Here is an 18723-nt window from a genome sequence, read left to right as displayed (position 1 = left end):
CCGAGATTGCGGAGTGAATGGATGATGTTGATCGAAGAAACCGCCATCGCGGATGCGGCGCTGCCGGTGGATCAGTTCAAGGCGCATCTGCGGCTGGGCACGGGCTTTGCCGAGGACAATGTGCAGGACGAGGTGTTGAAGGGCTTTTTGCGGGCGGCGATCGCTGCGATCGAGGCGCGCACCGGCAAGGTGCTGATTGAACGCGAATTTTATTGGAGCCTGAGCGAATGGCGCGATGCTGCAGGCGAGGTGTTGCCGGTAACCCCGGTAGTGACTGTGGGCGCGGTGACAATCCGCGATGCGGCGGGTTTGGAAAGCACAATCGCGCCCGATGCCTATCGGCTGGAACAGGACAGCCAGCGCCCTAGGCTGCGCCCAAAGGGCGCAATGTTGCCGAACATTGCGACAGGCGGCTCGGTGAAAATCACCTTTGCTGCAGGGATGTCGGCAGATTGGGGTGGGCTACCTGCTGATCTGGGTCAGGCAGTTTTGTTGCTGGCCGCGCATTACTACGAATACCGCGACGAGACTGCTTTGGGTGCCGGTTGTATGCCCTTTGGCGTAACCAGCCTGATCCAACGCTATCGCGTCGTGCGCTTTGGCGCAGGGGTGACGCAATGAAGGCGCCGCGATTGAACCGAAAGCTGGTTCTCGAAGCGCCAGTCCGAACTGCCGACGGCGCAGGTGGGTACATCGAAACATGGGCCTCGTTGGGCACGGTTTGGGCTGAAGTCACTGCACGCAGCGGGTCCGAGCGTCAGGTGGCCGGGGTGCCAGTTTCGCGCGTGAGTTACCGCATCGTTGTGCGGGGTGCGCCCGAGGGGTCATTGATGCGCCCGTCGCCGGACCAGCGTTTTGCCGAAGGCATACGGCGTTTTGTTATTCGCGCGGTCGCCGAGCGTGATCCGCGTGGCCAGTACTTGACCTGTTTCGCGGACGAAGAGGTGGCGGCATGAGCTATGGCGTTTCAGCGGCTTTGCAAGCGGCGGTGTATCAGCAGCTTTCAGGCGATACGCAGGTCATCACGCTGTCGGGCGGAGCGATCTATGACGCGGTGCCGGCAGGGGCGGTGCCCCAGACTTATGTGACGCTGGGCCCGGAAGAGGTGCGGGATGCCTCGGACCGATCGGGCGCTGGTGCCCTGCATCGGTTCACGGTGTCGGTGATGTCCGAGGCCGCCGGGTTTGGCGCAGCCAAGGCCCTTGCGGGGGCGGTGTGCGATGCGCTTGAGGATGCAGCACTGACCCTGGATCGCGGGCGACTGGTGGGGCTGTGGTTCGAACGCGCCTCGGCCCGCCGCACGGGAACCGGCGGTGCCATCCGCCAGATCGACCTGAGATTCCGCGCCCGCGTGGAAGACGACTAAGCAATCAACGGAGAGAACATATGGCTGCCCAGAACGGAAAAGACCTGTTGGTCAAAGTGGATATGAACGGCTCGGGCCTGTTCGAGACCATCGCGGGGCTGCGGGCCACGCGGGTCAGTTTCAACGCAGAAAGTGTGGATGTCACCAGCCTGGAAAGTCAGGGTGGTTGGCGCGAGCTGTTGTCGGGGGCAGGGGTGAAGTCCGCTGCGATCTCGGGTTCGGGCGTATTCAAGGATGCAGGCACCGACGAACGCGCACGACAGCTGTTTTTTGACGGTGAGACACCGAACTTTCAGGTGATCATTCCCGATTTCGGCATCGTTGAAGGCGCGTTTCAAGTCACCGGCATCGAATATGCGGGGTCGCACAATGGCGAGGCGACTTATGAGATGAGCCTGGCCAGCGCCGGCGCTTTGGCCTTCACGGCACTGTAATCCTATGGCCAATCCGTGGACGGGCGAGGTGGCATTGACCATCGATGGAGAGCGGCGGGTGCTCAAGCTGACGCTGGGTGCTTTGGCGGAATTGGAACAACAGTTGGGCACCGGGTCTTTGGTGGAACTGGTGCAGCGCTTCGAAGGTGGGGCCTATTCCAGCGGTGATGTGCTGGCATTGATCGTGGCCGGGCTGCGAGGCGGGGGCGCCGATGTCGCCCGATCGGATCTGCTGCGGGCCGAGATCGATGGCGGACCGATGGCTGGCGCCAAAGCTGCGGCTGAACTGCTGGCACGGGCCTTCATGGTTCCGGGGGGCGCATGAGCGGGTTCGACTGGCCCGTTCTTATGCGGGCCGGTTTCGTCGGCCTGCGCCTGACGCCGGATCAGTTCTGGCGTCTGACACCGGCTGAATTGCGGCTTGTGTTGGGGCAAGGGGCCGGGATGCCAGCGATGAACCGGGCGGGGTTGGACGCTTTGCTGGCGGCCTATCCGGACAAGCAACAAGGAGAGCGTGATGACGGATCGTGACGGGTTGGATGACCTGCAGGAACGGGGTGAGGCGCTGGGCGACTCGTTGGGGGATGCGGCGTCGATGGCTGCGGCATTCGACAATCAGATGAAGCGGATCAGCGCAGCCTTTGAAGAAACCGGCAAGGACGTCGCCACGTTGGAGCGCGGCATGTCCGGCGGTTTGCGCAAGGCATTTGACGGCGTGGTGCTGGACGGCATGAACCTGTCGGATGCGCTGGATGTGCTGAAGAACTCGATGATACGCACGGCCTATTCGGCAGCGATCAAGCCTGTGACCGATCACTTTGGCGGCATGCTGGCCAATACGGTTGGTAGTCTGGTGCAGGGAATTTTGCCCTTTGCCAATGGCGGCAGCTTTTCGCAGGGCCGGGTGATGCCTTTTGCCAATGGCGGTGTGGTCAGCGGCCCAACGACATTTCCGATGCGGGGCGGCACCGGACTGATGGGCGAGGCCGGCCCCGAGGCGATCATGCCTCTGGCGCGCGGGCCAGATGGCAAGTTGGGCGTGCGGACATCCGGCGGAGGGCGCGCAGTGAACGTGGTGATGAATATCACAACGCCGGACGTGCAGGGATTCAGACGCAGTCAGGGTCAGATCGCCGCTCAGATGAGCCGCGCCTTGGGTCGCGGCAATCGCAACAGGTAACACGAGGGAGCAGCTCATGAATTTCCACGAGGTAAGATTTCCCGCCAGCCTGAGCTTTGGTTCGGTCGGCGGCCCCGAGCGGCGCACAGATATCGTGACGCTGGCCAACGGGTTCGAAGAACGCAACACGCCTTGGACGCATTCCCGTCGCCGCTATGACGCCGGGCTGGGGATGCGATCATTGGACGATATCGAGACGTTGGTTTCGTTTTTCGAAGCCCGTCAGGGGCAGATGTTCGGTTTTCGCTGGAAAGACTGGTCGGATTACAAATCCGGGGCTGCGACCGCAGACGTGGCAATGGATGATCAGGTCATTGCTCGTGGTGACGGTACAAGCACCGAGTTTCAGCTGGTCAAAACCTACAGCTCGGGCGGGTTCAGCTATGTCCGCCCAATCGTCAAACCGGTTTTGGGTACCGTGCGGATCGGTTTAGAACAGGATCAAATGCGCGAAGGCGTAGATTTTGAAGTGGATCTAAACAGCGGTCTGATCACGTTTACAGCGCCGCCGCCTGAAGAGGTGGAAGTCACCGCCGGGTTTGAGTTTGACGTCCCGGTTCGTTTTGACACCGACAAGATTCAGACCAGTGTCGCTAGTTTTCAAGCGGGCGACGTACCCAACGTTCCAGTGGTCGAGGTACGTGTCTGATGAGCGGTGATAAGCAAGGGCTGCAGACCCATCTGCAAACAGGGTTGACCACAACCTGCCGATGCTGGGCGATCCGGCGTGAGGACGGGCAGGAATACGGTTTCACCGATCATGACATGGTATTGAGCTTTGACGGGATGACCTTCAAGGCCAGCACGGGCCTGACGGCCACGGCTATCGAACAAGCCACCGGACTGTCCGTCGACAACTCTGAGGCCATGGGGGCCTTGTCCGATGCCGCGGTCACAGAAGAAGACATCGAAGCCGGTCGGTTCGACAATGCTCAGGTCCGGGCGTGGCTGGTCAACTGGGCCAGGCCTGAACAGCGTTTTCTGCAATTCAAAGGCTCGATCGGTGAGATGCGCCGCGCAGGTGGTGCATTTCACGCCGAATTGCGCGGTTTGACCGACCTGCTCAACCGACCGATGGGCAGGGTTTACCAGAAACCTTGTACGGCAGTTCTGGGGGACGGTGATTGCAAGTTCAATCTCGGCGCGCCAGAGTATCAGGCCGAGGCTGAAGTGGTCGCTTTAATTGCCGGCACTGTCCTGCAATTGAAAGGGGCAGAAGCACCGAATGAAGCCTGGTTCAGGCGGGGCAGATTGGATGTTTTGTCCGGGCGGGCAACCGGGTTGTGGGCCGCAATCAAACAGGACGACCGGATCGTGGGTGGGCGCAATGTTACGCTTTGGTCCGGGATCAGCGGCGGCCTGGCCGTCGGGGACCGGGTAAAGCTGACAGCAGGGTGCAACAAAAGTATGCACACCTGCCGGAAAAAATTTAATAACATCATCAACTTTCAGGGGTTTCCTGACCTGCCCGGTGAAGACTGGGTAATGGCGGTGCCCAAGCAAGGCAATCCCAACACTGGGGGAAGCAGACGATGAGCGGCCATAGGCAGGATATTGTCGACGAGGCGCGCGGTTGGTTGGGAACGCCTTACGTGCATCAGGCTTCGGTCAAAGGGGTGGGTACGGATTGTCTGGGCCTTTTGCGTGGTGTGTGGCGCGCGCTGCTGGGGCACGAACCCGAAACGGTGCCGAGCTATAGCATGGACTGGTCTGAGCCGCAGGGCGAAGAGCGCATGTGGGCAGCGGCCCGCCGTCACCTGATTGAAAAGAACCCCAGTTCTGCGAAGGCGGGCGATGTTTTGTTGTTCCGTATGCGCGATGGGCGTGTTGCCAAGCATGTTGGTATCGTCAGCGAAACAACACCCGCGCTGCGGTTTATTCACGCCTATTCCGGCTATGGCGTCGTCGAAAGCACGCTGAGTGATCCCTGGCGCCGCCGGGTGGTCGCCTGTTTTGAATTCCCGCTGGAGGATGTGTGATGGCTACAATAATTCTGTCTGCAGCAGGAGCCGCGGTCGGCGGAGCGATTGGCGGCACCGTTGCGGGGCTGTCGACCGCGGTGATCGGCCGTGCCATTGGGGCAACGCTGGGCCGGGTCATCGACCAGCGGTTAATGAGCCAGTCGGTCATGGGCGGCGGCAGCGAAGTGGTCGAGACCGGGCGCTTGGACCGTTTCCGCCTGACCGAATCCGGAGAGGGTTCTCCGGTCGCTACGGTTTTCGGGCGTATGCGGGTGGGTGGTCAGGTTATCTGGGCGTCGGATTTTCTAGAAACCAAAAGCACAAGCACAACCTCGCAGGGTGGCGGAGGTGGCAAGGGATCTCCGAAATCGCCCGAGGTCACAACAACCACGCACAGCTACAGCTATTCGATTTCTCTGGCCATTGCGGTAGGGGCGGGGCAAATTTCGGACGTCCCGCGCATTTGGGCTGATGGAGAGGAGCTGGAGCTCTCAACCCTGAACATGCGTATCTATCGGGGGAACGACCATCAATTGCCGGACCCTCTGATCGAAGCCATTGAGGGCGCGGGCAACGTTCCGGCCTATCGTGGCACGGCTTATGTTGTGATTGAAGGTTTGCAACTGGCGCCGTTTGGAAACAGGGTGCCGCAATTTTCATTCGAAGTCGTACGTCAGGAACAGCCGGGATTGCCGGATACGCCGGATGCCCTGTTCAAGACCATCCGGGGCGTTGCCCTGATGCCGGGCACCGGTGAATATGCGCTGGCCAGCGAACAGATCAATTACACAAAAGGGCGTGGGCAAAGCTGGGCGGCGAATGTCAACTCTGCCTCGGGGAGGCCGGACCTGGTGACCTCGACCCGGGCGCTGCAACGTGAGTTGCCTTCCTGCGAGGCGGCCTCTTTGATCGTGTCGTGGTTTGGCGATGACTTGCGGTGCGGGCAATGTCAAATTCAGCCCAAGGTTTTGCGCAAAGACATCGAAGGCAAGAACATGCCCTGGCGCGTGGCAGGTGTGACCCGACAGACCGCCCAAGCTGTCCGGTGCGAAAATGACCGCCCCGTCTATGGCGCAACCCCTGCGGATCAATCCGTAGTTCAGGCAATCCGGCATATGAAAAGTACTAGCAAACGGGTTATGTTTTATCCGTTTATCCTGATGGATCAATTGCAAGGCAACGGTTTGCCAGACCCGTGGTCGGATGCCGCCAACCAGCCGCATTTGCCTTGGCGGGGGCGCATCACGCTTAGCACCGCGCCCGGTAGAAAAGGATCACCGGATAAAACGGCAACGGCCGACGCGCAGGTGGCCGCGTTCTTTGGACACGCACGCGCCAGTGACTTTGCCGTTGGCGATGGCGAAGTGACCTATAGCGGCCCTCAGGAGTGGGGTTTGCGCCGCTTCATTCTGCATTATGCGGCATTGTGTAAAGCTGCTGGAGGGGTGGAGTCTTTTTGCATCGGTTCCGAAATGCGTGGGCTGACCCAAATCCGAGGTCTGACCGGCTTTCCAGCCGTTTCCCAAATGCAAGCCTTGGCCGCCGAAGTGCGCGAAATCTTGGGACCAGGCACAAAAATCGGGTACGCATCGGATTGGAGCGAGTATTTCGGCTATCAGCCGAATGATGGAACCGGGGACCGTTATTTTCACCTTGATCCACTGTGGGCAGATGAAAACATCGATTTCGTCGGCATCGACAATTACATGCCCCTGTCGGATTGGCGGGATGGTGAGGATCACGTGGATCTGAAAGCCGGCACAGACGCGATCTATGACCTCGACTACCTTCGAGGCAATATCGAAGGCGGAGAAGGCTATGACTGGTATTATGCCTCGTCGGAAGAGGCCGAAGCCCAGATAAGAACGCCGATCACGGATGAGGAGCATGATGAGGCATGGGTCTGGCGTTACAAAGACCTTCGCAATTGGTGGTCGAACCGGCATCACGAACGCATTGGCGGTGTACGTCAATCGAACCCGACCGATTGGGTGCCTGGCTCAAAACCTATCTGGTTTACGGAACTGGGTTGCGCGGCCATCGACAAAGGAACCAATCAGCCGAACAAGTTTCTTGACCCGAAATCCTCGGAATCCAGCTTGCCGAAATACTCTTCCGGTCGGCGCGATGATTTCATGCAGGTGCAGTACTTGAAAGCGATGTATGGCTACTGGTCTGATCCGGCAATCAACCCGCTTTCGGATCAATATGATGGTCACATGGTTGATATGGCGAACGCCTATGTTTGGGCATGGGATGCGCGTCCGTTTCCAACGTTTCCGAACCTGCGAAGCCAGTGGAGCGACGGGGCGAACTATCCCCGAGGTCATTGGTTGAATGGACGGTCAGGCACGCGGACTCTGGCCTCCGTGGTCACTGAAATCTGCTACGGTGCCGGAGTAAAGGATATCGACGTATCGCGTCTGGAGGGCGTCGTACGGGGCTATCTGGTTCAAGATGTCTCCAGCGCGCGCGCGGCATTGCAGCCCTTGATGCTGCGTTATGGGTTTGATGCGATTGAACGGGATGGTGTGCTGCTGTTTCAGATGCGCGACGGTCTGAAAGTGGTCGGATTGGATACAGACGATCTGGCAGACAGCTCTGATATCGAAGGCCGCGTGGAATATCGCAGAGAAGCCGAGGCCGAAATGACAGGCCGCGTTCGGTTGCGCTTTGTACAATCGGACGCCGATCATGATGTAGTGTCTGAAGAGGCCATCTTGCCGGACACTCGAACGCATTCGGTGGCCGTGAACGAGATGCCTCTATCGCTGACACGCGCCGAAGGCCGCCAAACCGCTGAACGCTGGCTAAGCGAGGCGCGGGTCTCACGCGAGACAGCGCGCTTTGCACTGCCGCCGTCGATGTTGCATCTGGGGGCGGGCGACGTCGTGAGCCTGACCAAAGACGGGCAGAGTGCGCGCTATCGCATCGACCGGCTAGAGCAGGCCGATCTGCAACTGGCCGAGGCAGTGCGCATCGAACCCGGCGTCTATGCGCCATCTGATCTGCCTGACGATCAAGTGTCGATCAAACCCTTTGTGGCACCGGTTCCTGTTTTGCCTGTGTTCATGGATTTGCCGCTGCTGACCGGCTCAGAGGCACCGCATGCCCCATACCTTGCTACTTCGGCCAACCCATGGCCCGGCAGTGTTGCCGTCTATTCGGCGGCCAGCGACGAAGACTATGCTCTGCAAGAGGTGATCTCGGGGCAAGCGATAATTGGATTTACCGAAACCCCGCTGAGACGGGCAAGCGCCGGTGTCTGGGATGAAGGAACGCCGCTGCGCGTCAATCTGGTTGATGGCCTGCTGGAATCGCGTCCTCGGGATGCGTTGCTGAACGGGGCCAATCTGGCCGCGATCGGGGATGGAACACCCGGCAATTGGGAGCTGTTCCAATTCGCCGACGCCACGCTGCAAGAAACGGGCATCTATACATTGTCCGGTCGCTTGCGCGGTCAGCTTGGGACGGATGCGATCATTCCCGATGTCTGGCCCGATGGGTCGATGTTCGTCCTGTTGGATCAGCGTATTTACCAAACCGGCTTGTTGCGGTCCGAGCGGCGTGTGAGCAAGCACTACCGCATTGGTCCGGCAACGCGCGGGTATGATGACCCGTCCTATGTACATCTTGTCGAGGCGTTCGATGGCAACGGGTTGCGCCCATACACACCGGTGCATCTGAAGGCGATGGGAACAGCCGCAGGTGATCAACTCTCGTGGATACGTCGAACCCGGCTGGATGGGGACGATTGGGCGGGGATCGAGGTTCCGCTGGCCGAGGAAAGCGAATCCTACCTTCTGCAAATACGAACCAACGGGACCCTGGTACGGGAACAGATCGTGAGCGTTCCAAACTGGACCTACACGTCAGCAATGAAAGCAGACGATGGGATCAACGGGCCTTATGAAGTCCACATTGCACAGGTTTCAGCCAGCTACGGGCCGGGACTATTCGCCCAAGTGACAGTCGGGTGATCCACTGAATGCGCCCTATCCTGCATGGAGATGTCGCAGCGGCGGCGCGGGCCTTGCTGGCCGCGCTACCGCAGGATCGCGACCGCCTTTGTACACGTCTCATCCAAGAAGCAGCGCTGGCCGACCAATATGTCGGCCAGACGGGTAATCTTCATCCATTGTTCGGGAATGGATCTTTGATGGCAGCCGCGCGAAACAGGCGGCTGGCGGATGAACCCGGATTTGATGATGTGCAATATTGTCGCTGTTTCGAACTGGTTTTGCAGCATCTGATCCGGTTTCAGATCAGCCGGACGCACAACTGACGCATTTCGTGGCGGCAAGGTTCAGATTCAATCGACCGCCAGGATTCTCATCGCCGCAATCTTCGCAATACCCGAATTCTCCGTCATGTATGCGGTCCAGGGCGGCTTGTAACCGGTGCGTTTCGATATCCCGATTGGCCTGTTGTGCCTTGGCCATCGCCTGATTCTGCAGGGCATCCATTCTGCTAAGGCGGCCGACGGCCTGCTGATCAAGCTCAACAATGGCCTGAGCCTGCTTTTCCGCCGCGGAATGTTCTGAAAGTTCAGCCAATCTTGCCTGAATTTTCGCTTCATAGTCTGCCAAATCTGTTTCATTCATTTTCGTTACTCTGCCGATCACGGGTTTGCGTTTGGCGTTTTTCCCACTAAATGGCATTCTAGGCGCAGCAAAGGATCAAAAGCCATGTTGGAAAAGCGCAGTCAGGTTACTCCGGTCGACCCGGTTTGGAATCGTATCACGACCGAAGCTCATGCCGCGGTCGAAAGCGAACCATTGATGGGTGGTCTGGTTCACGCTTGCATCCTGCACCACCGAAGCCTTGAGCGGGCCCTCTCATACCGGGTGTCGGCCAAGCTGTGTTCGAACGAAATGTCGATGATGGTGCTGCGTGAAATCGTGGATGAAGCCTATGCGGATGACGCTTCGCTGCTTGAAGCGGCCCGTGCGGACCTGATGGCAGTCTATGAACGTGATCCGGCATGCCACCGATTGTTGCAGCCGATCCTTTATTTCAAAGGCTACCAGGCGATGCAGGCTTATCGCGTGGCGCATTGGCTGTGGAAAAAAGGGCGCCACGATCTGGCGTATTTCTTCCAGATGCGCTCGTCCGAGATTTTCGGGATCGACATTCACCCGGCGGCGAAAATTGGTAAGGGCATCATGATCGACCATGCCCATTCGATTGTCATTGGTGAAACAGCTATTGTTGGTGACAATGTCTCGATGCTGCATTCCGTAACGCTGGGCGGCACAGGTAAGGAAGAAGAGCAGCGCCACCCGACCATTGGTAACGGCGTGCTGATCGGGGCCGGGGCCAAGGTTCTGGGCAACATCGTAGTCGGCCATTGCAGCCGCATCGCAGCGGGTTCTGTGGTGCTGCAAGAAGTTCCTGCCTGTAAGACCGTGGCAGGTATTCCCGCAAAGATCGTCGGCGAGGCTGGGTGCGATCAGCCCTCGATCTCGATGGATCATATGCTGGGCAAAGACCAGTAATTCAACCTTAGTTCGAGCGGTTTTTCTTTCTGTTCAACCGCTCGAGCCGCTTTTCCTCGCGGCGCTTTTTGCGCGCCTCGATACGTTTGGCGCGCTCAGCTTTGCGCTTGGCGACTTCGGCGGGATCCGGGTTATAGGTCGAGTTCTCGCCCGGATAGCCGTTGGGTTTTGCGATCGCAGCAACGGGCAGCGACGTCGCCAACAATGAAACCACCAGAAAGCACTTGGTCGAGTTCATGAGGGTCATGGGGCACCTTTGCATCAGAACTAGCAATGCAATCAAGGTGGTTTGTTGCGTGTGTCTGAGCAACTATCGCAGCGATCACGACTGCTCACAACATGGCAGTGATTTGGTAGGCCACGCCGGGGAATGATCCGGCGTGGCCTGTGTTCAAAAGGCTTTACGCCAGCATAACCATGGGGTTTTCAAGGTTATCGACGATGGCTTGCAGCAATTCCGCACCCAACGCGCCATCAATGACCCGGTGATCCACTGACATGGTGACCGACATGACTGTGGCAACGGTAAGTTCGCCATCGTCGCCGACAACCGGTTTTTTGACGCCCGAGCCCACGGCCAGAATGCCGGCGTGAGGCGGGTTCACAATGGCGTCGAAATTGTCGATGCCGAACATACCCAGGTTCGAGATGGCAAATGTGCCGCCCTGATACTCGTGCGGTGCCAGTTTGCGTTCACGGGCGCGACCCGCAAGGTCTTTCATCTCGGTCGACAGGGCCGACAGGGATTTGGTGTCAGCATCCTGCAGGACCGGAGTGAACAGGCCACCCTCAATAGCAACCGCAACGGCCACATCCGAAGGTTTCAGCTGCAGAACTCGGTCTTCCGCCCAGACGGCATTGCATTGCGGTACTTGCTGCAGGGCGTTGGCGACGGCCTTGATGATGAAGTCGTTGACGCTGAGCTTTACGCCTCGGCCTTCCAGCTGTTTGTTCAACTGGCCGCGGAATTTGAGCAGCGCGTCGAGCTTGATATCACGGCGCAGGTAGAAATGCGGGATGGTTTGTTTGGCCTCGGACAGGCGCGCGGCGATGGTCTTGCGCATACCGTCCAGCTTGACCTCTTCATACTCTCGCCCTTCGTACATGCGGGCCACGGCATCTGCCGAGGGACCAGCCGGTGCCGCAGCGGGTGCGGGTGCCGTAGCAGGGGCCGAAGCGGCAGCAGTGGCCGGAGCAGCCGTGGCGCTTTCGACATCTGCCTTGACGATACGGCCATGCGGACCGGACCCTGCGATTTGCGTCAGGTCCAGACCTTTTTGTGCCGCAATCCGGCGGGCCAGCGGAGATGCAAAGATACGACCGCCATCCGCCTTGGCCGGAGCAGCTGGGGCAGGGGCGGGCGCCTCGGACACCGCTGGCGCGGCGGCCTCGTTGCCCGCGGCGGCTGCGGGGGCAGCCGCAGGTGCGGCGATGGGCGTGGACGCGATATCATCGGCGCTTTCGCCATCTTCCAGCAGAACTGCGATGGCGGTGTTGACCTTGACCCCTTCGGTGCCTTCGGGGATCAGGATCTTGCCGATGGTGCCTTCGTCGACGGCTTCGAACTCCATCGTGGCCTTGTCGGTTTCGATCTCGGCCAGCAGGTCACCGGACGAGACGGTATCGCCTTCCTTGACCAGCCATTTAGCAAGCGTGCCTTCTTCCATCGTCGGTGACAGGGCGGGCATCAGAATTTCTGTGGGCATCTATCTGTCGCTCCTTACCGGTAAGTCACTTGTTTGACAGCGGCGATCACCTCATCGGTGGTGATCAGAGCCAACTTTTCAAGGTTGGCGGCGTAGGGCATTGGCACATCCTTGCCGGTGCAATTAATGATGGGCGCGTCGAGGTAGTCGAACGCCTCCTGCATCACTACGGACGAGATGTAGCTGCCGACCGAACCTTGCGGCCAGCCTTCTTCTACGGTCACCAGGCGGTTGGTTTTCATCACTGAGTTGATGATCGCGCCGGTATCCATGGGGCGGATGGTGCGCAAGTCGATCACTTCGGCGTTGATGCCTTCCTCGGCCAGCTTGTCGGCTGCTTCCAACGCGAACTGCATGCCGATGCCAAAGCTGACGATGGTCACGTCCGAGCCTTCGCGCCAGATACGGGCTTTGCCCAAAGGGATGGCTAGGTCATCGACCTGTGGCATATCGAAGGAGCGGCCATAGAGGATTTCGTTTTCCAGGAAGACCACAGGGTTGGGATCGCGGATCGCTGATTTCAGCAGGCCTTTGGCGTCGGCTGCAGAATACGGCATCACTACTTTCAGGCCTGGGACCTGCATGTACCATGCGGCGTAGTCCTGAGAGTGCTGTGCGGCCACGCGGGCAGCAGCACCGTTAGGGCCACGGAACACGATGGGGCAACCCATCTGACCACCGGACATATAGAGCGTCTTGGCGGCCGAGTTGATGATCTGGTCCATTGCCTGCATGGCGAAGTTGAAAGTCATGAACTCGACAATCGGTTTCAACCCGCCAAAGGCAGAGCCAACCGCGATACCGGCGAAGCCATGCTCGGTGATTGGGGTGTCGATCACGCGCTTGGACCCGAATTCGTCCAGCAAGCCTTGGGAAATCTTATAAGCGCCCTGATATTCGGCGACCTCTTCGCCCATCAGGTAGACATCTTCGTCGCGGCGCATCTCTTCGGCCATGGCGTCGCGCAGGGCTTCGCGGACCGTTTCAGATTTCATCTCGGCGTCGGCAGGCCAATCGGGTGACAGATCAACAACTGGTGCTGCCGGTGCCGTGGATGGAGCGGGGGCCTCAACCGCCGCTGGGGCGGCCTCGGCCACCGCTGTGGCTGCAGGCGCAGCCGCGGGCAGGGCCGAGGCGTCTTCGCCTTCCTCGACCAGAACCGCGATAGGGGTGTTAACCTTGACCCCTTCGGTGCCTTCCGCGATCAGGATCTTGCCGACGATGCCTTCATCGACCGCTTCGAATTCCATTGTCGCCTTGTCGGTTTCAATTTCGGCCATGATGTCGCCGGAAGAAACGGTATCGCCTTCCTTGACCAGCCATTTGGCCAATGTACCCTCTTCCATCGTGGGCGAGAGTGCGGGCATGAGAATTTCGGTTGCCATGTCTTAATCGTCCTCTCAGGCGTAGATATCTGTCCAGAGCTCATCCAGCGACGGCTCGGGGCTTTCTTTCGAAAATTCGGCGGCCTGGTTGACGATCTCTTTGATCTCTTTGTCGATCGCCTTCAGATCCTCCTCGGTCGCGTGTTTGCCGGTCAGCAACAGCTCGCGCACATGTTCGATCGGGTCGCTTTGTTCACGAACCTTCTGAACCTCTTCGCGGGTGCGGTACTTGGCCGGGTCGGACATCGAGTGGCCGCGATAGCGATAGGTCTTGATTTCCAGAATGTAGGGGCCTTTGCCTGCGCGGCAGTGCGCGACGGCTTTTTCACCTGCGGCTTTAACCGCCAGAACATCCATGCCGTCGACCATTTCGCCCGGTATCCCAAAGGCTTGACCTCGGTGGTAGATGTCAGCGGAAGACGTCGAACGCGCCTGAGCGGTGCCCATGGCGTACTGGTTGTTCTCGATCACGAACACCACCGGCAGTTCCCACAGCGCGGCCATATTGAAGGTCTCATAGACTTGACCCTGGTTCGCTGCGCCATCACCGAAATAGGTGAAGGTCACGCCGCCGTTTCCCTTGTACTTGTCGGCAAAAGCCAGACCTGCACCCAATGGCACCTGCGCGCCAACGATACCGTGGCCGCCGTAGAAGTGCTTCTCTTTCGAGAACATGTGCATTGAGCCGCCCTTACCTTTGGACAACCCACCTTCGCGCCCGGTCAGTTCGGCCATCACACCACCCGGCTCCATCCCACATGCCAGCATGTGGCCGTGGTCGCGGTATGAGGTGATGCGCTTGTCACCTTCCTTGGCTGCGGCCTCAAGGCCCACAACGACAGCTTCTTGCCCGATATACAGGTGGCAGAACCCGCCAATCAGGCCCATGCCGTAAAGCTGACCTGCTTTTTCTTCGAATCGGCGGATCAAAAGCATTTCGCGGTAGTAGGTTTTAAGCTCTTCCGCAGAAACATTTGGTTTCTTTGTGGTTTTTCGCGCAGCCATCGTGGCGATCTCCCCCTTCCGGACAGATAGTTTAGCGTTAAACTATCTCATAAAGCATTTCCGGCAATCTGGCGAGAGTAAATATGACGCATCGTCATTTCGCGCGGCTTCAGGCCGGGGGAACCTTCGTGCAAAGTTGGATTTCCAAGAAAAATGTCGGTCCGGCTTAGCGGATGACAATTTCGTCCGAACGGATCATGCCAAGAACCGAGCGGGCCTGCTGATCCAGCAGATCGAGGTCCAAATAAGTGTCGGACAAACGGCGGGTCAGGTTATCCATCTCGGCGATCTCGGCCTTAAGCTTGGCTAGGTCTTGTGACAGGGCGTCCCGTTCCGCTGCGATCTCGACCCGTCTGAATAGGCCATAGTCGCCCTGCACGGCGGCGAAGGTGAAATACACACCCAGCATGAAAGCCACCATGAAGAATACAACTGCGCCCAAACCGGGCCGATGGGAACGGGACACTCTGTTTACCGCCGTATGAAGTCTGCCTCAAAAACGTGCCCTTTGCGGGCATCTGTTCGCACTATGTCACAGGTGATTCGGCTTGTGAATCCCTTGATTCGCACTTTTTCGCGAATGGTCGGATTAAGTTTCTCAGCGCGCAGACTTAAGGATCTGATTGCGCGTCAGGGTTTGTTGTTCCATGCAAGCCCAATAGAACATGGGCGCCGCGCTGCCGTCACTATCCAGTTCCGGGTTGCAGGCTGCGTCGCGCGCTTTCAGCCAGGCGCGCTGTTCGTCCAATAGGGCCTGACCGTTTCCACGTGCATCGGCCATTGGTTTGACCTCAGCCCAGATACGGTTCAGTTCGCGATCAGCGATTTCCCACTTTTCCTTGGCGCAGAAATTGGCGTCGAGTTGCGTTTGCCCTTCGCAGCTGGATTGTGCCGCAGAGTAGGCAGGTATCAATATGGCGACCAGGCAGACTATGAACCTCATGACAAAATCTCCGATTCAACAAGGAGAGACTACCATGAGGCCCGAAATGCGACCAATTTTGACCTTACGCCTGACCTTCTAGGGCGGCGACGCCGGGCAGGGTTTTACCTTCCATCCATTCCAGGAACGCGCCGCCAGCGGTCGAGATATACGAGAAATCCTTGGCCGCACCGGATGCATTCAGCGCCGCGACTGTGTCACCGCCGCCAGCGACCGAAACCAGCTGTCCCGACCGAGTCAGCGCCGCCGCTTTTAGGGCCGCGGCGTTGGTGGCGGTGTCAAAGGGCTCGATCTCGAATGCGCCCAGCGGGCCGTTCCAGATCAGGGTCTGGCTCTGACCAAAAATGTCCGTAATGGTCGTTACGCTTTCAGGACCAGCGTCCAGGATCATTCCGTCTTCGGTGCATTGATCGGCTGGCAACACCTGATGTGGGGCATTTGCCTCGAATTTCTCGGCGACCACAACGTCCGAAGGCAGTACGATCTTACAGCCCGAGGTTTCAGCCTTGGTCAAGATCTCGGCTGCGGTGTCTTTCATCGCTGTTTCCGCCAATGAATTGCCAACGCTAACTCCCTGAGCGACCAAAAACGTATTCGCCATACCGCCACCGATCACCAGGTAATCAACCTTGTCGATCAAGTTGCCCAGCAGCTCTAGCTTGGTTGATACCTTTGCCCCCCCAACAACCGCTGTAACAGGGCGCTTGGGCGCACCCAGTGCGCCTTCCAGCGCTTCCAGCTCGGCCTGCATTAGGCGACCGGCACAGGCGGGCAGCAACCGCGCGATGGCCTCGGTCGAGCTGTGGGCGCGGTGAGCAGCCGAGAAGGCGTCGTTGCAATAGATGTCGCCCAGCTTGGCCATGCCGGCGGCCAGATCGGCGTCGTTCTTGGTTTCAGCGGCGTGAAAGCGGGTATTCTCCAGCAGCAGCACCTGACCGGGCTTCAAGGCTTTGGTGGCCAGATCAGCCTCGGTGCCGACGCAATCGGCGGCGAATAGAACTTCGGTGCCAAAGGCGGCTTCAAGCGTGGGGATCAATTGTTTGAGCGACAGGTTCTCGCGCCGCTCGCCACCAGGGCGACCGAAATGGGCCAGCAGGATAGGCTTGCCCCCGGCTGCGAGGATATCGCGAACGGTCGGGACGATACGCTGAATACGGGTCGCATCGGTCACAACCCCGTCAACGACCGGCACGTTGATATCGACGCGCACCAGCACGCGTTTGCCGTTCAGGTCCATATCGTCCAGAGTTTTCCAGCCCATCGCTCTATCCTTGCCATTACAACAGATTCAGGCGGTTCTTTTCCTGCATTTTGCCTTCAGGTCAATGCGTCACTTGGCATTCACGCGCGTGGCGCATAGGTATTTGCGCAAGATAAACGACAGGAGGGCCTCATGGCCGAGATCAAGGATCCCGAAAACACGATCATCATGGAACTGAAAGACGGCAATGTCGTCATCGAGCTGCTGCCGGATGTTGCCCCGCAGCACAGCGCCCGGATGAAGGAACTGGCGCGTGGTGGTGAGTATGACAACGTGGCCTTCCACCGTGTGATCGACGGTTTCATGGCGCAAACCGGCGACGTGCAGCACGGCGATATGGAAGACGGGTTCAACCTGCGTATGGCGGGTACTGGCGGCTCGTCTTTGCCGAACGTCCCTGCAGAATTCTCGAAGCTGCCACATGACCGTGGCACCTTGGGTGCGGCCCGTTCGCAAAACCCGGACTCGGCCAACTCGCAGTTCTTCATCAACTTCAAAGACAACCACTTCCTGAATGGCCAGTACACCGTTTACGGCCGCGTCATCGACGGGATGGAGCATGTAGATGCCATCGTGCGTGGCGAGCCGCCTGCAAGCCCCGACCGCATGATCAGCGTCAAGGTTGCGTCTGATGTATAAGCTGGCCGCCGCTTTTGCCCTGCTGGCCAGCCCTGCGCTGGCCACGGGCCTGCAGATCGAGATCGAAGGTGAGGGCGCCAACGGCACCGTCACCGTTGACCTATTTGATGACATCGCCCCCAAACATGTCGAGCAGATCAGCGCTCTGGCCTCTGAGGGCAAGTATGACGGCGTGGTGTTCCACCGAGTCATCGATGGCTTCATGGCGCAGACCGGTGATGTTGAATTCGGCCGTATCGGTGGCGACATGCGTCGTGCCGGAACCGGCGGATCTGATCGTCCCGATTTGCCTGCCGAGTTCTCGGATTTCAACTATGACCGCGGTGTCGTCGGCATGGCGCGAGCGCAGGATCCAGACAGCGCGAATTCGCAGTTCTTCATCATGTTCGAACCGGGTCCGTTTCTGAACGGCCAATACACGGTTGTCGGTCAGGTCACTGACGGCATGGACGTGGTGGACGCGATTAAGCGCGGTGACGGCCCGAACGGCGCTGTGATCGGTCAACCGGACGTGATGAAAAAAGTCACCGTCACCGAATAAAAAAAAGCCCCGATGCGCATCGGCATCGGGGCTTTTTTGTCTCAGTCGTCACCCATCATTTGCCAAATCAGCGCCCCGATGGCTGCGCCGATAAGTGGGGCGACCCAGAACAGCCAGAGCTGCGCCAGCGCCGGGCCATCAGCAAACAGGGCCACGCCGGTTGAACGCGCCGGGTTGACCGAAGTGTTGGTCACCGGGATCGAAATCAGGTGGATCAGGGTCAGGCAAAGGCCAATCGCGATCGGAGCGAACCCGTCAGGTGCAAAGTTGGATGTTGCGCCCAGTATGACCACAATGAAGAACGCGGTCATCACGATCTCAATCACCAATGCGGACATCATTGAATAACCTTCGGGTGACGCTTCGCCGTACCCGTTCGAGGCGAACCCGCCAACACCTTCGAACCCTGGTGCGCCGCTGACGATCAGGTACAAAACGGCCGCAGCAGCAATGGCGCCGATCACCTGCGCGATCCAATAGGGGATCAGTTCTTGCGCAGGGAACCTGCCACCGATCATCAAACCAAGGCTGACCGCCGGGTTGAAATGCCCGCCCGAGATATGTCCAACCGCGTATGCCATGGTCAGAACCGTCAGGCCGAAGGCAAAGGAAACGCCCAACCAGCCGATGCCTACGTCAGCAACGCCAGCCGCCAGAACGGCGCTGCCGCACCCGCCCAGTACCAGCCAGAATGTGCCGAAGAACTCGGCCATGAGTTTAGGTGCCATGAAAATCCCTCCTGAAAACACTGGTTTAAGCGTAATTCAAAAATTACAATTTGTGAAATGTCAGGATAAGGAGAAA

General features: G+C 58.9%; 24 protein-coding genes. 15 read left to right on the top strand and 9 right to left on the bottom strand.

The features are described from left to right. Window positions 1-21 precede the first annotated feature (21 nt). The 12 genes from ACR0B0_RS06910 to ACR0B0_RS06855 are packed head-to-tail and all read left to right on the top strand — an operon-like array spanning window position 22 to window position 9226. A complete protein-coding gene (locus ACR0B0_RS06910) occupies window positions 22-621 on the top strand; it encodes a head-tail connector protein (RefSeq protein WP_170349060.1) in 600 nt (199 codons plus the stop codon). Continuing rightward, window positions 618-956: a phage head closure protein gene (locus ACR0B0_RS06905; RefSeq protein WP_170349059.1), complete on the top strand. Its 339-nt coding sequence runs from the start codon at window positions 618-620 to the stop codon at window positions 954-956. Before ACR0B0_RS06910 ends, ACR0B0_RS06905 begins: the two co-directional genes overlap by 4 nt. Next, complete coding sequence (locus tag ACR0B0_RS06900; RefSeq protein ID WP_480647028.1) at window positions 953-1366, top strand: DUF3168 domain-containing protein; 414 nt, start codon at window positions 953-955, stop codon at window positions 1364-1366. Before ACR0B0_RS06905 ends, ACR0B0_RS06900 begins: the two co-directional genes overlap by 4 nt. A 20-nt stretch (window positions 1367-1386) precedes the next feature. Further along, window positions 1387-1800: a phage major tail protein, TP901-1 family gene (locus tag ACR0B0_RS06895; protein ID WP_058280596.1), complete on the top strand. Its 414-nt coding sequence runs from the start codon at window positions 1387-1389 to the stop codon at window positions 1798-1800. Window positions 1801-1804: 4 nt separating this feature from the next. Then, window positions 1805-2125 carry a gene transfer agent family protein gene (locus ACR0B0_RS06890; RefSeq protein ID WP_480637010.1) on the top strand — a complete coding sequence of 107 codons (321 nt, stop codon included), beginning with the start codon at window positions 1805-1807 and terminating at the stop codon, window positions 2123-2125. Continuing rightward, the gene (locus tag ACR0B0_RS06885; protein ID WP_480637009.1) at window positions 2122-2331 is read left to right on the top strand and encodes a rcc01693 family protein; all 210 of its coding nucleotides are present in this window, start codon (window positions 2122-2124) and stop codon (window positions 2329-2331) included. The genes ACR0B0_RS06890 and ACR0B0_RS06885 overlap by 4 nt, the downstream gene beginning before the upstream one ends. Further along, window positions 2318-2980, top strand: a complete 663-nt coding sequence (locus ACR0B0_RS06880; RefSeq protein WP_480637008.1) for a phage tail tape measure protein — start codon at window positions 2318-2320, stop codon at window positions 2978-2980. Before ACR0B0_RS06885 ends, ACR0B0_RS06880 begins: the two co-directional genes overlap by 14 nt. Window positions 2981-2996: 16 nt before the next feature. Then, window positions 2997-3629 (top strand): phage distal tail protein, Rcc01695 family, encoded by a 633-nt coding sequence (locus ACR0B0_RS06875; protein WP_480637006.1) that lies wholly within the window; start codon window positions 2997-2999, stop codon window positions 3627-3629. Then, window positions 3629-4516, top strand: a complete 888-nt coding sequence (locus ACR0B0_RS06870) for a DUF2163 domain-containing protein (RefSeq protein ID WP_480647026.1) — start codon at window positions 3629-3631, stop codon at window positions 4514-4516. Before ACR0B0_RS06875 ends, ACR0B0_RS06870 begins: the two co-directional genes overlap by 1 nt. Further along, window positions 4513-4959, top strand: a complete 447-nt coding sequence (locus ACR0B0_RS06865) for an NlpC/P60 family protein (protein ID WP_480647024.1) — start codon at window positions 4513-4515, stop codon at window positions 4957-4959. Before ACR0B0_RS06870 ends, ACR0B0_RS06865 begins: the two co-directional genes overlap by 4 nt. Continuing rightward, the gene (locus ACR0B0_RS06860; protein WP_480647021.1) at window positions 4959-8921 is read left to right on the top strand and encodes a baseplate multidomain protein megatron; all 3963 of its coding nucleotides are present in this window, start codon (window positions 4959-4961) and stop codon (window positions 8919-8921) included. Before ACR0B0_RS06865 ends, ACR0B0_RS06860 begins: the two co-directional genes overlap by 1 nt. A gap of 8 nt (window positions 8922-8929) precedes the next feature. Continuing rightward, entirely contained in the window at window positions 8930-9226 is a 297-nt protein-coding gene (locus ACR0B0_RS06855; RefSeq protein ID WP_170349050.1) for a DUF7742 family protein, read from the top strand. Here ACR0B0_RS06855 and ACR0B0_RS06850 read toward each other — a convergent pair. Then, window positions 9207-9545: a TraR/DksA family transcriptional regulator gene (locus ACR0B0_RS06850; RefSeq protein WP_480647019.1), complete on the bottom strand. Its 339-nt coding sequence runs from the start codon at window positions 9543-9545 to the stop codon at window positions 9207-9209. The two genes, ACR0B0_RS06855 and ACR0B0_RS06850, sit on opposite strands and share 20 nt — an antisense overlap. A gap of 84 nt (window positions 9546-9629) precedes the next feature. On the opposite strand from ACR0B0_RS06850, the gene cysE reads away from it, so the two are divergent. Further along, complete coding sequence (gene cysE / locus ACR0B0_RS06845; RefSeq protein ID WP_170358963.1) at window positions 9630-10439, top strand: serine O-acetyltransferase; 810 nt, start codon at window positions 9630-9632, stop codon at window positions 10437-10439. Window positions 10440-10446: 7 nt separating this feature from the next. Here cysE and ACR0B0_RS06840 read toward each other — a convergent pair whose 3' ends face one another. The 7 genes from ACR0B0_RS06840 to ACR0B0_RS06810 all read right to left on the bottom strand — a co-directional run bounded on the left by ACR0B0_RS06840 (window position 10447) and on the right by ACR0B0_RS06810 (window position 16739). Continuing rightward, window positions 10447-10686, bottom strand: coding sequence for a hypothetical protein (locus ACR0B0_RS06840; RefSeq protein ID WP_480647017.1), 240 nt, complete (start codon window positions 10684-10686; stop codon window positions 10447-10449). A gap of 154 nt (window positions 10687-10840) precedes the next feature. Next, on the bottom strand, window positions 10841-12145 hold the full coding sequence (locus tag ACR0B0_RS06835) for a pyruvate dehydrogenase complex dihydrolipoamide acetyltransferase (protein ID WP_425080460.1): 1305 nt from the start codon (window positions 12143-12145) through the stop codon (window positions 10841-10843). Between the two features lie 14 nt (window positions 12146-12159). Continuing rightward, entirely contained in the window at window positions 12160-13530 is a 1371-nt protein-coding gene (locus tag ACR0B0_RS06830; protein WP_170577651.1) for a pyruvate dehydrogenase complex E1 component subunit beta, read from the bottom strand. A 15-nt stretch (window positions 13531-13545) separates the two neighbouring features. Further along, window positions 13546-14535, bottom strand: a complete 990-nt coding sequence (gene pdhA, locus ACR0B0_RS06825) for a pyruvate dehydrogenase (acetyl-transferring) E1 component subunit alpha (protein ID WP_170349044.1) — start codon at window positions 14533-14535, stop codon at window positions 13546-13548. Between the two features lie 166 nt (window positions 14536-14701). Then, window positions 14702-15001 (bottom strand): FtsB family cell division protein, encoded by a 300-nt coding sequence (locus ACR0B0_RS06820; RefSeq protein ID WP_170349043.1) that lies wholly within the window; start codon window positions 14999-15001, stop codon window positions 14702-14704. A 132-nt stretch (window positions 15002-15133) separates the two neighbouring features. Further along, on the bottom strand, window positions 15134-15478 hold the full coding sequence (locus ACR0B0_RS06815; RefSeq protein WP_480636993.1) for a lysozyme inhibitor LprI family protein: 345 nt from the start codon (window positions 15476-15478) through the stop codon (window positions 15134-15136). A 64-nt stretch (window positions 15479-15542) separates the two neighbouring features. Then, a complete protein-coding gene (locus ACR0B0_RS06810; protein WP_480647014.1) occupies window positions 15543-16739 on the bottom strand; it encodes a phosphoglycerate kinase in 1197 nt (398 codons plus the stop codon). Between the two features lie 132 nt (window positions 16740-16871). On the opposite strand from ACR0B0_RS06810, the gene ACR0B0_RS06805 reads away from it, so the two are divergent. Together ACR0B0_RS06805 and ACR0B0_RS06800 are read left to right on the top strand one after the other, a co-directional pair. Continuing rightward, entirely contained in the window at window positions 16872-17378 is a 507-nt protein-coding gene (locus tag ACR0B0_RS06805; protein WP_170349040.1) for a peptidylprolyl isomerase, read from the top strand. After that, window positions 17371-17919, top strand: coding sequence for a peptidylprolyl isomerase (locus ACR0B0_RS06800; RefSeq protein WP_170396176.1), 549 nt, complete (start codon window positions 17371-17373; stop codon window positions 17917-17919). Before ACR0B0_RS06805 ends, ACR0B0_RS06800 begins: the two co-directional genes overlap by 8 nt. 41 nt (window positions 17920-17960) lie before the next feature. Here ACR0B0_RS06800 and aqpZ read toward each other — a convergent pair whose 3' ends face one another. Next, the gene (gene aqpZ, locus ACR0B0_RS06795) at window positions 17961-18647 is read right to left on the bottom strand and encodes an aquaporin Z (protein ID WP_170358950.1); all 687 of its coding nucleotides are present in this window, start codon (window positions 18645-18647) and stop codon (window positions 17961-17963) included. Between the last annotated feature and the right edge of the window lie 76 nt (window positions 18648-18723).

This window comes from Ruegeria sp. BA12 (assembly GCF_056539625.1).
Note: the sequence above shows the minus strand (reverse complement) of the source record. Positions and strands in the feature narration are given on the sequence as shown.